The following is a 14,202-nucleotide window of genomic DNA, read 5'->3' as shown; positions in this document are numbered from 1 at the left end:
TTACCTATATTCAGGACAAAAGGATTATTTTAGAATTAGTAGGGGAATATATATTTTATATACTGAACAAAAAGAGATGCTAAAATGATACTCCTAAAACATCTTTGGTATGAATATAGAATAAAACACCTTATTAATAAAGCAGATTCCTGTACTAATCCCGATATGAAAAAGGATTTAAACAAAAAAAAATTTATGACTTACATTTAAAGCTTAATGAAATCGAGAAATTTTATATTTCAGGTGAACAATCCAATGGATGATTCATTCATATAGATGGAGTAGAATTGGAGTACGCTCTTACGATTCTACTCCATAAAACCAACTCATCTTCTCTCCGTTTCGATCAGCCGAGCAATATATTTTAGAACATCCTCTCTTAGCTCTTCATTTTTCAAAGCAAAATCAATCGTAGTCTTGATAAACCCTAGCTTCTCACCTACATCATATCGTTCTCCTTCAAATTCATAGGCATAGACACGCTGGATCTGATTGAGCTTTTGAATGGCATCGGTCAATTGAATTTCACCGCCCGCTCCTACTTCCATTTCACCGAGAAAATCAAATATCTCTGGCTTAAAAATATATCGCCCAATAATAGCCAGATTAGAAGGTGCTGTTCCTCTCGCCGGCTTTTCCACAAAGCTGCCTACGAGATGGCAACGCCCATCCATATGAATAGGATCGATAATCCCATACCGGTCGGTTTCATCTTCAGGTACAGCTTTAATGCCAATAACTGATGAATCAAGTACCTCATACTGTTCAATCAATTGCTGTAAGCACGGCTTATCATGAACGACGATATCATCACCAAGCAACACAGCGAATGGCTCATCCCCGATAAAATTACGCGCACAAAAGATGGCGTGGCCGAGACCTTTTGGTTCCTTTTGGCGGATATAATGAATATTCGCAAGCTCAGAAGGTCTTTGAACCTCCTCCAACAAATCAAATTTGCGCTTTTCCCTCAGATTATGTTCTAGTTCAACAGCATGATCAAAATGATCCTCAATGGCTCTTTTTCCTTTACCTGTCACAATGATAATATCTTCAATTCCGGATGCAACGGCTTCTTCGACTATGTATTGAATGGTAGGTTTATTCACAATCGGAAGCATTTCTTTCGGCATGGCCTTTGTTGCCGGTAAAAATCTTGTTCCAAGACCTGCTGCAGGTATAATTGCTTTCGTGATTTTTTTCATACGAATCCCCTTTATCATCAGTATAATCATCTACTATATATAACTAATTCCTCAACTTACATTCTATTCCTCTAAAAGTAAATAAACAGCCCGCTCAAATTTAGTTTTTCTGGGAAAGCAAGATGTAAACAGTATTTCATAGTAACGATTCCGGCTTTTTACTGGGGGATCAGAAGGATAATGTCTTACAGCAAGACTAGTTAGATTCAACTGTTATAAGTAAATAGAAAAGCGGATTATATAATAATATAAAATTATCCATATACATAACAGCATTGACAGTTACTTTAACATATTGGTATCTTTTAAATTGTTATAATACTTAAAGATAAATATTTTTTCCTACTTTTTGACAAAATGCGACTTTGGTCCCTATATTATATTTAATACATTTTGTACCATTATATTAAACGTCGAAAAAGCAAAGCTAGCGAAAACTAGTGACGCAAAACTAAAGGGACTAAGGCTCGCCTCATGCTAGCTAAGTCAGCCAGTTGTCGAAACGAGGAGGCACGAAATTGAATTACTATCAAACTCCTGAGGAAATGTACAGAAAAAGAAAACTTAAAAAGACTGCAACCTATGCAGGCTTAATTGTAATAGCTATCGGAATCATTTTAGGATTACAAGTATTGCTATACAATATGTAAAAAAAGAGTGGAACTATGGGTTTCATTCTTTTTTATATTCTTTTTTCTTATCTTTTGATGCTATAAAGAGGGTGCTGTCAACGTAGCAATTTTTCATACACATACCTTAGAATGAATGGTCAAAATACTTACATAAAATTTTTTGAATAAAAGATGATATTTGAAAACTATTTATATCTTCTTCATTATCCTAGTTTAAAATTCGAGGTTCCTTCTTAGAAGATATAGTGAATTTATTTTTAGTAGTACTAGTGTTGGGGAGTATTTTTGAGGTATTTTATAGTAGAAAAGAGGAGAAATCGTCAACATTTTCTCCTCTTTTTGAAACACTCTTTATTTATTAGAAAATAAAATAATCTACTTCTATATAAGTCTCCGTAAACTATTGTACGTCTTGATACATTTAGAGAATACTGGGTTTAACTCCTATCCTAGTCTTTCGAATCAGTGCAACACCCAGCTATTATTTCGACGTATAACCTTTAGGATTATGCTTATGCCAATTCCATGCATCCGAAATAATTTTTTCTAAAGAATCATACTGCGGTTTCCAACCCAATATATCTTTTGCCTTCTGTGACGAAGCAATTAAGACAGCAGGATCTCCAGCTCTTCTTTCTTTTACTTCTGCTGGAATAGGATGGTTTGTGATATGTCTTGCTACATCAATAACCTCTTTGACAGAGTATCCATTCCCATTACCTAGGTTAAAGATATCACTAGGATTTCCTTTTCTTAAGTATTCTAATGCTAGATAATGTGCTGATGCTAAATCCATTACATGAATGTAATCACGGATGCACGTTCCATCCTCTGTAGGATAATCATCACCAAACATATATACCTTATGACGTTGACCAAGCGGAACCTGTAAAACCAATGGAATAAGATGTGTTTCCGGGTCATGCATCTCACCAATATGTCCGCTCTGATGAGCCCCAGCAGCATTAAAATACCTTAAAGAAACATATTTTATGTCATATCCTTGGTCAAACCACTTCATCATTTTTTCCATCGCAAGTTTGGTTTCACCATAAGTGTTGGTAGGATTTGTTTCATTATCTTCAACGATAGGAATATTTTTAGGTTCGCCATAAGTAGCTGCTGTAGAGGAAAATACTACTTTATTGACGTTATTATTTTTCATGACATCCAATAAACACATCATGCCATATACATTGTTATGATAGTATTCATGGGGTTTACTCATGCTTTCTCCAACTAAGGAGTTAGCAGCAAAATGAATAACAGCCTCGATATTATGAGTCTTAAAGACACGATCTAAAGCTTCTTTATCTCTAAGATCAATCTCATAAAAATGATTAACGTCTACTGCCTCTCTATGCCCACTTTGTAAATTATCAACAACAACCACTTCTTCGTTCTGGTCTAAAAAGTATTTCACTGTATGAGAGCCGATATAGCCTGCTCCCCCTGTAATGAGTATCGCCATCTTAACACCTTCTTCTTATCTATTGATATTACCATAATAAAGCTTGCACTTTGCTCATCAAGCTATTCTGGACAGTATCCAGCTTTCTCTACTATCCACCAACGTTTGACCCTTCACACAAAAATATAATTTCGCTTTTGGTCTGTTCCAGATGGACGTAAAGCAATCCAAGTTCCATCAGTTAAATGATACTTCAACACATTAGAACGAGGCAATTCAATTTTCTCTTCTTGTCCATCCCTAACTCAAATAAAGGTTAAATAATCCTCTACCGCAATAACTTCCATACCAGCAATTCCAGAAAACGGTTCATTCCTAAAACGTCTCCATTAATCTTGCAATTTGTTCTGTTCCACCTTCTCTGAAATCTTAAATCCATGTACTCAGGTGGATTTATGAATTGCTATATATGTTGCACCAAACTTCTGCTCCATTTAATTACTGGGTACTGGATGATTTGCATAGCAAAAAGAGGGACTTATTTCATATAAGAAATAAGTCCCTCTTTAAAATTAAACAAGCGCAATTTCTAAGCTATTAACTGTTTTTCTACCAATGGATTCATAAACAATATTCGCTTTTTTGGCAGATGCTAAGTTATAGCAGTTACGACCATCAAGGATAATTGGGTTCTTCATTAACTGGCTATACTTCGCTAATTCAAAATCTTTAACTTCATCCCATTCAGTAAAGATAAAACAAATGTCTGCATCTTTAAGAGTTTCTTCTATTGAGTTGCAGTACGTAATTTCATTAGGATATATCTTCTTATAGTTATTAACACCCACTGGATCCCATGCTTTTACATTTGCTCCATCCTCAAGCATCAATGGGATACTTACTAATGAAGGTGCTTCTCTTAGATCATCTGTTCCAGGCTTAAACGTCAACCCTAATACCGCAACATTTAACCCTAGTAGACTATCATAATACTTACGTGATTTCTTAAACAGTTTAAGTTTTTGATTCTCATTGACATCAATTGCAGCCTTAACTGTTTTCAACTCAGTATCATGGAAGTTTGCTAACCAATGTAATGCCTTTGTATCTTTAGGGAAACAAGAACCCCCATAACCAATTCCCGCGTTTAAGAAACGATTTCCTATACGACCATCGAGGCCCATACCAAGCGCAACATCTTCAATATCTGCCCCAATGGTTTCACATAAGTTCGCAATCTCATTAATAAACGAGATTTTTAGTGCTAGAAAATCATTGGAAGCATATTTAATCATCTCTGCGCTCTTACGGTTCGTCACAACAATAGGAGCATTAAAATCTTTATAAACCTCTTTCAAGACCTCTGCTGCATAATCTTCTTCAGCGCCAATTACTACTCTAGAAGCTTGCAGAGTATCACGAACTGCTGTTCCTTGAGCTAAAAACTCTGGGTTAGAAGCAATATAAACATTGACGTCATGAGCTAAATTTCGTTTAATCATTTCCTCAACTTTATCGTTCGTCCCAATAGGTACAGTAGATTTCACAACAACTACACAGTCTTTTTCTATACTCCGAGCAATCTGCTCAGCCACTTCATAAACATAGGTTAAATTAGCGGATCCATCCACTTTTTCAGGAGTACCCACACCGATAAAAATCACGTCAGCATCTTTATAAGCAGCATGATAATCAGTTGTATATGTTAACCGTTCTGTGTTTTTCTTCATTAATTCCTCTAAACCAGGCTCATAAATTGGGGAAACTCCTGCTTCCATGATAGCTACTTTATTTTCATCAATATCTACACAAGTAACAGAGTGACCATGTTCCGCAAGACAAACACCTGTTACTAAACCAACATATCCTGTTCCAGCTACTGAAATTTTCATATTGCTCCTCACCTCATATTTATGGATTATTTTAAACTTGTTATCTAATAGACTACTTATACTATACTATACTAGTATAGTAATTTACAGCAGTGTTGTACCCCTAATAAATGTATATATCTCTACGATTTCATTAAATCGAGTATTCCCTTTGCCACTCTACTAGCCTCATCACTAAACTTGTAATCTCTTATATTTGTTGATTCATATAGTTCCTTTATAAATTCAGAATCAATTTCGAAGGATTTAAAATCATCCCATTCAATTGTCTTACATAAATTACGTTCCTTTAAATACTGAATTGTATTTCGATCTTCTCTCATTGATTGTCTGTTAACAAGCAATAATGGGGTATTTGAGCACAGCGCCTCCCCTATCATTCCCCAACCTGCCTTTGATATAACCAGATCGGATACTGCTATATAGTTTTGTGTCTCAATATAGTCAATTGGTACTTGATAGACATTTTCCCGAATTACATTAATATTAGTAGACACAATAAAAGATACATTTGGACTATCCCAAATAGGTAGACTTTCAAGTATATCGAGGTCGATCTTCATACCAAGTCCTAAAAATACTATAATATTGTTACCTGTTGGGTTAATTAACTGTTGAATTCGGTTAACCTCTTTTTCATCTATAGCCCTTGAGAAAAATCCATAGTCCTGAACTTTACTATTCCATGGCTCTTGACTACCTGCTAGTGCAAAATAATGATTCATTTTTTCATAAATCTCTTTAAAAGGATTTAGCTCTATTTCCTCGATTAATCCCTTATAAGCTGTATACCATGTGAAATTAGATAAGCCAATTGAAGGAACACCTGATTTATTTGCTGCCTCAATACCCAGTGGAGATATATCTGATATCACCAATCTAACGATATTGGTTTTTAAGAAGTCAATCTCTTCCGTTACTTTAGCCTCCCAATCAAAGAGATAATTTTTATATTCTTTAAGTAGTAAACTTTTATCAGGATATATGGAGTTTTCCTTCAAATAGTACCCTATATCTGTTTGAATGGTTCTATAAGTGACCCGTTTACTATGAATTGAACGCTTCATAAAAGATAGTGCAAATGAATGGCAGACAATAATTTTTACCTTAGGGTTTTTCAGTAGTTCCCTAATAACTGCTATACTCCTCGAAGCATGACCATACCCATAATCTGAAATATAGTAGGCAATGACTTTCAATTCATTCACTCCATAAAAAAAAGAACCTACATTCTTCCTCTAAAATATTCTTATAAAATTACTTTTGCCTTTGATTTAGTAAAGTGTGCAATAACCTCATCCCACTCAAAGTAAAGCCGAGTAAAATCTTCATCACTTATCTCAGCACCTGTTTGTACTTCAACAAATTCTAATTCAGAAAGAGCTTTAATCCCATGTTTTTTTCCTGCTGGAAGGTGGATGATATCTCCCGCCTTAACACGAGTGATATGATTATCTAATGCTAATTCTCCCTCACCGCGAACGATTGTCCACACTTCATCCCGTAAATTGTGGAAATGATAACTTGAGTTTTTACCTTCATAAATACAGATCCTTTTTGTTACCATCTCATTGCCGTCAGTATATCTAGCGTAATCAAGTACTCGTGACCAACCCCATATTCTTTCCTCATACATTGGCGGATGATTAAAATCGCCAATTATTTCTTTAATCTTAGGACTTGATGCTTTATCAGCAACTAGAATACCATCTGGACTTGCTGCAACGACAATGTCCCTTGTCCCAAGAACTGTTACCGGAATATCAAGCTCATTAATTAAGTGAGAATTCATAGAATCCTCACTTAAAACTCCCTTACCTATTTGAGATGTTGCCATCTCCTCTGTAAGAGTATTCCAAGTACCAAGATCTTTCCAATAACCATCATAAGGCAATGCAACAATATGATTTGCCTTTTCTACCACTTCATAGTCAAAACTAATTTTAGGAAGAGTTCCATATTCTAATTCCAATTGTTCAAATTGGGTTGGCAATCCTTTTTGGACTAAAATATCAATTAGATACCTTAATTTGAAAGCAAATATTCCACAGTTCCATAATGCATTCATATCTATTAATGATTGAGCCTTTTCCTCATTAGGTTTTTCAGTAAAATGATTGACTGTAATATAGTTATCACCATCTACAATTCCTTTCGGAACAATGTATCCATACTTTGATGAAGGATAGGTTGGTTTAACACCAACTAATGCTAAATCTGCCTCCGAATCTATTAAAACATTTTCTAGATCTTTTACTGTTTCGAAGAAATCATCTTCAACATAGGGGTCAACTGGTAATACCACAACTGTCTCCTCTTCTGAAACCTCTTGAATCGAATATAAATATGAGGCTGCTAATGCTATGGCTGGGAACGTATCTCGTCTTTCAGGTTCAATAATGAGCGGTACATCCATTCCTAACTGACTATGAATCATATCTCTTTGCATTTTAGATGTAGCAATAACAGATGTATTCGCAAGACCAGCAGTTTTTAACTGTCTCCATACTCTCTGAACCATTGATTGTTTTTCACTCTCATTATTTTTTAATACTTTCAAAAATTGTTTTGATCTAGTGTCATTCGATAGTGGCCATAATCGCTTCCCTGATCCTCCAGATAATAATACAAGTCTCATATAATCCCCCCATTATCCACAAAGACTATTCAACAATTTATTATATAGCTAGACGCCAGTCTCTTTATTTAATATTATTTTTCTTTAATAAACATAAAATTTTGTTTTCAAATTCTCTAAGAATGTTTTCTTTGTCCAAGTATTTCTCAGCATAATCCCTTGCCCTTCTACCCATATCTTCAATCATTTCTTGTTTTTTGTATATTTCCAATATATTTTCTAACAAATCATTATGATCCTCAGGCTTTCCAATTATGCCTAACTTGTGATTTTTAATTACTTCATACAAAGCAGTTCCTTCCTCAGCTGTTGCAATAACAGGACGACCTGCTGCAAGTATATTTGTTAATTTAGATGGCATAACTAAATCAGCAGCTTCAGGCCTTTGAATTACAAAATGTACATCTCCTGCTGCAAGTAATTCAGGAAGACTTTCCAAGGGTTGTACTGGTAAAAAAACCACATTTTTCAATTTTCTTTCATCTGCATACTTTAATAATTTAGCTTTAGCTGATCCTTCCCCTACAATTGCAAACTTAATTTCTTGGTTGTCTATAAGCTTTTCTGCAACATTTAATATTAAATCTAAGCCCTGTTTTTCTCCAATATTACCAGCGTACATGAATAGTACTTGATTTTCATTTATACCTAACTGTTTTCTATATTTATTATGTTTTTTATCAAGCGGGGTAATAAAGCCTATATCTGACCAATTCGGAAACAGCCACGTTTTTTCTATATTTATTTTTTTATCAATTAGACGATTTAACATAGCCTCAGTAATTGTAGAGACATTAGTTGCAGATTTTAATAAAAAACTTTCTACTTTAAAAAGAATGTTTGTAAAAATACCCGGTTTTAACATATTTAATCTTACAGCAGCATCAACTTGTAAATCTTGAATATGAAATACCCATGGTACCTTTCTAAACACATTATAAATAAAGGGCAAAAGTCCAACTTGCATAGGTGGAGATACGGCAACTACTATATCGTACTTATCTCGCCTAAATAAAATTGGTATCCAATACCTTAAGGAATTAAACGTATACGTTAGTTCCATTTTTATCCTATTCTTAGAATTGATCTTATCTGAAGAAGGAACGAACAATGGCGTTCGATATACTGTTACATTTTCTATAGTCTCTTTGTGATAACTTTTATTAATATACGAATCGTCAATCTCCCAACTAGGATAGTGTGGAAAAGATGCAATTACATCAACTTCATGTCCATTTTTAGCAAGCCATGCAGCCATTTCACCAGTATATTTTCCAGTTCCAGTTGGTTCAGGATAATAATTAAGTCCAAAAATTAAAATTTTCATAATCTTACTCCTACTTAACTAAGTTTATAAATTATCTGAAATAAGGAGAATAGTAACAAATAAATTTACCTATATTGTAAAAGTTAAATCATATTGGTTCCTATCCTGAAAATCATAATTTCAGTTTCTGAATAGAAAACTAATATATAATTCCATCTTATTTTAAATAGTTTGCATTTATTGTTAACTATCTTCATAAATTATAAAATTATATATATACGAAAATACAATAATGCAATAAAAAGAACTGAGGTTAAAAAGGATATTTTCAAACAGACCAATCACTAAAAATACCCAAAAAAGCGAAACCATAAATACTTTATCTTTCTCGTTCGAAATGTTTCGTATCAGCAATCTATATAAAATAAAAATAAGAGTTAAGAAAAATATTAAAACAACAAGACCATTTTGATATAGCATGTAAATATAGCTGTTATCTAACAATACGGCTCCTATCGTAGCTGTATTAGAATTTGTATAAGAACCTTGACCTGTTAAGATACTTCCGTTATTAATAAGTTCATTAAGAGACATACTCCACAAATCTAATCTATAACTTAATAAACTATTGAGGTCTTGATAACTGAAATTTTGATACATATAAAACGCCAGAAAAAATATTACTATACATGTTAAACATCTAATTATAATTTTCCATAGTTTATTTTTAACTATAGCTTTATAAAAAAATATTGTGTAGAAAATTAATAAAGCGTATATTGATGTTCTTGAATCAGTTAAATATAACACATGTAAATAAATCGAAATTAAAGATAAATAAAACAATTTAAACCACAAATTATTTTTATCATTTCGATAAATTCTATATGTCATTAATATTATCCCTAATAAACATATTAATCCTAATGTATTAGGATGAGAAAAGAATAATTGTAATCTTAAATCACTACCAATTCTATCTCCACCTTCAAATCGATAACCATCTGGTCTGATGAGATACGATAGTAATACAGAAATTAAAATACTTAAAACAACAAGTTTATTATTTCTAACAATTCCTATTCTATTGATTAAGAATGGCAAAATAACAATCACAAAAAAAACGAGAAAAACTAAAGAAAAGAATTTTATTAGAGAATCTAGTTTATAGCCTGAGAAGAATAATGATATTGAAAGGCTAAATATAACTAAAAAATTGAGTGATAAAACCTTTTTTAAGTTTTCACTGTAGTAAAAACCATTTCCTATACTTTTATCTCTAGTCAAATAAAGACACATTGATACTATTGAAATAAATAGCATACCAATAAATCTAATAATATTCATATTATTATCATCATAAAATGATACAAAGAAACTAAGATAAAACAAAAATAAAGACACTTTAATAAACATAGAAGATTTCATTTTTTTGGTCTCCTATTTTTCTTTTTTAAACCAATATTATTATACACAGAGATAACAACCATATACTGAAATTTACTTATCCTCAATTCTTCATTAACTTTGCAGAACGAGTATTATAGTAATTAATTGCACTATCATCGAAAACTTCATTGGATTCTTCCATAACCTTTAATGCCTTGGCTTCTTGTCTAGAATTTTCTCTAATTCCACTCTTGTCAAGAGAGGACTTTCGTTTTGCCTTTTCAAGATAATCCTCCAAACTCTTACAGTAGTAATGGTTAATCCATGCTTTATTTGCTGTTGGTGGTGTGGCCATACTACCATGGACTTTACGTCCATCTTCACGAATTGCAAGTTTAGCATTACGATAGTAAAAATTATGTGAATTTCTGTTACAAGTTACCATTTCAGGTCGTACAAATACCTTAAAGTGACGGTTGGGTTTAAGTGCGCGTCGCGTATACGAATTAATAACAGTTTCTTTTGGACGACTTTTATGCCCATTTGATCCAAAGTAATACCAATGTAGCGCTACAGCCGGAACACCTTCAAACTCATCTAGGAAATCTGGAATAGAACGTCCATCTTTAATTACTACAAATTCATCAGCATCTAAAAAACCAACCCAGTCAAATTTACCTTGAGTTTTTTTAATACAATCATTTTCTGCAGCTGGTGATGCAGGAGTATATGGCCATTCTATTAGAGTAACGTGCCCAGTTTTAATATATGGTTCTATAATATCTTTATAGTTGTCCGCACTAAAATTATTATAAAGAAAAAAGTGATCTACTCCAGCAGTAATATAATAATTTAACCACTCATCTAAATAAGGTGCTTCATCCCTAAAGCGTAAGCATAAAGCTAATTTTCCAGTTACACCGTTAGATGGTGATTCATTTAATGGTTTAAAAAAGTATAAAATTGCATACTTTAGGTTTGCCAATGTGTATGAAAGAGCAGATATATATGACTGCTTACGAATAAACCATCGAACACGATATAATTTGTTTTTTACATATTTATACATCCAAGAATATCCTCCCGCTTTAAATATCAAAGTAACTTTTATGGATTCCTTTACTTACACTAAACTTTTTAAACACGTTACAGACTCTCCGATACTCTTTTTGTAGCTACATTTTTATTTCTTTTAGTAAAATACAAGATAAAGCCTATTAACAATGTAAACATAATAAAAGAACTTAAGCTAAATAGTGCTATTGAAATTATATAATTATAAAAAATCGCACCGATCAACATAGCTCCTAATCTTACAGTGGTAAAACAAATTTCAAAGATAAGAAGGTATTTTTGCCAACCATATATTTCAAATATAGGTATTATAGGCTTGCTAACGAAATCTACTAATACAAAAATTATCATCCATTGTGCTATACTGCCTGAGGAATACCAATTTTCTCCTAAAACGGTCGCAAATAATTGTGGTCCATAAATAATTATTATTAGCGTAGGTATTACTGCTAGTAAAAACATACTAATTATCACCTTTTTTAAACCTTTGTATAAGCTTACACCATCATTAAATTCTCTAGAGGCCTTTTGAAAATATACCTTTCTAACCGATTCACCAATTAAGTTTATAGGTATATACAGTATCCTATGAGATAAGGAATATAACCCAGCAATTGTTGGACCATAGTAAAAAGTTAATATAAATATAGGCATAGCATATGAAATATTATTTATTAACGCTTGTGGTGTGTTGTATTTTGGATAAGCATTGTATTTCTTCATTAAATATATAGCTTCGTTTAAAGAAATATATTTTTTAAAAAGATTTTTATCACTATTCCAAGTACGAATAGACATTATCACTGACGATATTACCTGACCTATTGCATAACCACCTATTAATCCTCCAACTCCAAATTTGAAAATCCCTCCACCTAACTGAATCCCAGTTGTAGTAGTTGACCTCGATATTTGAGACATTGAAAGCATATAATAACTGTTTTTTCTAATATTCCAATATTCCAGGTTTTGATAAATCCCCATAAAAAAGATAGTGATTGGAATCCACCATAACCAAGACTGGAGTTCCGGCATTCCTATCTTTTTCAATAATATTTCTCCAAAAAGAAGGATAATTGCACTGACAAATATTGTGATCACCAAAACAATAATAGATGATGCAACTAAAATATTTACAGCTTCTTTATGTTTTTTAGGTAGGACAATCGCTAATTGGTACCGCAACGTTACAACAGCTGCTAAGATAGCGATAATAGAGGTAAAGTTACCTAATAGCCCAAAAGCATCTGGTGTATATAATCGGGTTAATATGGGTGATGCGAACATGGCTATCAATTGTGCTATTGCTGTTCCTGACATTAATACAGAAATATTTTTAAAGAAGATATCCCCTTTTATTTCCACGGATTTTCCACCCCCTTTTAAACAATTTATAAAAAATACTTTCAATAGGGGTAAACAATTTTGATATTAACTTCGCCTAATATATCACTTTAAAGTAGGTAACTTAATGAATTCAAATGTTTCAATAGCATTTTTTTTGCTATCAAATAAACTGAAAGCAGTTTGGTATGCTGCTTCTCCCATTTTACTAATTTGTTTCTTATTTTGTACTAAGTCATCTATTATAAATGAAAACTCTTTCTTATTTTTATATAATTTACCATTATAATTATCAATTACAATTTCGTTTGGACTAGGAATATCCCTACTTAAAGATGGTTTTTTCAAGGCAGCCCCCTCAATTATAGCTCTTGAAAAGTGAGGTTCAATAAAAGGACAAACAATTAGATCATTCTCATTTATTAAATCTTGTACATTATCAACATAATCTAGGATCTTAATCCGCTTATCTCTTTGTGCATTACTCTGTACCATTTTTTCATAACTGCTCTTATCCTTATCAAAACCTGATATTGTTAACTGAACTCTATGATTTTCAACTCCAGAGAATTCTTCTATTAACTCTAATAATCCATTTTGTTTAATTATTCTTCCAAGATAAAGTATTTTAAGTGTGTTACTAGTATTCTCAAGTGTCTGTCTGCTGTTTTTTTGATTATCATTTGTCAAATTTGGTATATCAACAAAGTTATATATTACTTTATTAGGAATCAGTTTTTCCTTTTTCATTGTAGTTTCTAAATCATACTTACTGATTGCAATGAATTTATCAGAATATGCATTAGTAAAGTGCTTTAATATTTCACCAAAAATATTTGGTAATAATGGTTCTCTAATATGAGTAACTATCGTTTTAACCCCAGCCAATTTCGCTCCCATTGCAGCCGGAAACATTGAGCTGCTATTCATGTGAACTATGTCTGGCTTTTCCTTCTTCATATATATATAACTCATGAATACAGACGGAAGGAAACCAAGTATATTTCTTAAAAAAAGTTTAATATTCATTCCAGTTACAGTTGATCCATGAAACGGTACGATTCCCTTTGTAATTTTTATATTTAATCCTAATTTTCTTAAATTATCTACTCCAGGTCCATCTCTTACAACCCAAATATTTAAATCATCGTCTGTTGTATCTTTAATTTGATCCAATAGATAGTATAATGATTTTTGGGCACCAGCTTGATGACTAGAATGATGAAAAAAAACTATTTTCATATTCAATACTTCCTCTTCTAATGTCGAATTAACTTCATGTTCGCTCATAGCAAACGAAAAAAACTCCATATTTCCACATAAAATTAAGCATTTGAATAACATACGCGT

At 32.5% G+C, this 14,202-nt stretch carries 11 protein-coding genes and 1 riboswitch; of the genes, 1 reads left to right on the top strand and 10 read right to left on the bottom strand.

From position 1 onward, the window contains the following. Positions 1 to 326: 326 nt before the first annotated feature. Positions 327 to 1,205: a UTP--glucose-1-phosphate uridylyltransferase GalU gene (gene galU / locus AC4BHA_RS10695; RefSeq protein WP_490558565.1), complete on the bottom strand. Its 879-nt coding sequence runs from the start codon at positions 1,203 to 1,205 to the stop codon at positions 327 to 329. A gap of 410 nt (positions 1,206 to 1,615) precedes the next feature. Continuing rightward, positions 1,616 to 1,707: riboswitch (cyclic di-GMP riboswitch) on the top strand. A gap of 16 nt (positions 1,708 to 1,723) precedes the next feature. Here galU and AC4BHA_RS10690 point away from each other — a divergent pair. Further along, positions 1,724 to 1,855: a hypothetical protein gene (locus AC4BHA_RS10690; protein ID WP_490558564.1), complete on the top strand. Its 132-nt coding sequence runs from the start codon at positions 1,724 to 1,726 to the stop codon at positions 1,853 to 1,855. A 463-nt stretch (positions 1,856 to 2,318) separates the two neighbouring features. Here AC4BHA_RS10690 and galE read toward each other — a convergent pair whose 3' ends face one another. The 9 genes from galE to AC4BHA_RS10645 form a co-directional block, all read right to left on the bottom strand. Further along, on the bottom strand, positions 2,319 to 3,308 hold the full coding sequence (galE, locus tag AC4BHA_RS10685) for a UDP-glucose 4-epimerase GalE (RefSeq protein ID WP_490558563.1): 990 nt from the start codon (positions 3,306 to 3,308) through the stop codon (positions 2,319 to 2,321). Positions 3,309 to 3,820: 512 nt separating this feature from the next. Next, positions 3,821 to 5,140, bottom strand: coding sequence for a UDP-glucose dehydrogenase family protein (locus AC4BHA_RS10680; protein ID WP_490558562.1), 1,320 nt, complete (start codon positions 5,138 to 5,140; stop codon positions 3,821 to 3,823). 122 nt (positions 5,141 to 5,262) lie between these two features. Further along, on the bottom strand, positions 5,263 to 6,339 hold the full coding sequence (locus AC4BHA_RS10675; RefSeq protein ID WP_490558561.1) for a glycosyltransferase family protein: 1,077 nt from the start codon (positions 6,337 to 6,339) through the stop codon (positions 5,263 to 5,265). A 50-nt stretch (positions 6,340 to 6,389) separates the two neighbouring features. Next, a complete protein-coding gene (locus AC4BHA_RS10670) occupies positions 6,390 to 7,778 on the bottom strand; it encodes a sugar phosphate nucleotidyltransferase (protein WP_490558560.1) in 1,389 nt (462 codons plus the stop codon). Between the two features lie 64 nt (positions 7,779 to 7,842). After that, the gene (locus AC4BHA_RS10665; RefSeq protein ID WP_490558559.1) at positions 7,843 to 9,105 is read right to left on the bottom strand and encodes a WcaI family glycosyltransferase; all 1,263 of its coding nucleotides are present in this window, start codon (positions 9,103 to 9,105) and stop codon (positions 7,843 to 7,845) included. Between the two features lie 183 nt (positions 9,106 to 9,288). Continuing rightward, positions 9,289 to 10,473 (bottom strand): O-antigen ligase family protein, encoded by a 1,185-nt coding sequence (locus AC4BHA_RS10660; RefSeq protein WP_490558558.1) that lies wholly within the window; start codon positions 10,471 to 10,473, stop codon positions 9,289 to 9,291. Between the two features lie 82 nt (positions 10,474 to 10,555). Continuing rightward, the gene (locus AC4BHA_RS10655; protein ID WP_490558557.1) at positions 10,556 to 11,503 is read right to left on the bottom strand and encodes a glycosyltransferase family 92 protein; all 948 of its coding nucleotides are present in this window, start codon (positions 11,501 to 11,503) and stop codon (positions 10,556 to 10,558) included. 77 nt (positions 11,504 to 11,580) lie between these two features. Beyond that, positions 11,581 to 12,873 (bottom strand): lipopolysaccharide biosynthesis protein, encoded by a 1,293-nt coding sequence (locus AC4BHA_RS10650; protein ID WP_490558556.1) that lies wholly within the window; start codon positions 12,871 to 12,873, stop codon positions 11,581 to 11,583. Positions 12,874 to 12,957: 84 nt separating this feature from the next. Then, positions 12,958 to 14,142 (bottom strand): glycosyltransferase, encoded by a 1,185-nt coding sequence (locus AC4BHA_RS10645; RefSeq protein WP_490558555.1) that lies wholly within the window; start codon positions 14,140 to 14,142, stop codon positions 12,958 to 12,960. Between the last annotated feature and the right edge of the window lie 60 nt (positions 14,143 to 14,202).

This window comes from Pradoshia sp. Z3_51, assembly GCF_058215915.1.
The sequence above is the reverse complement of the archived record's forward strand: the minus strand, read 5'-3'. Positions and strand labels throughout refer to the sequence as shown.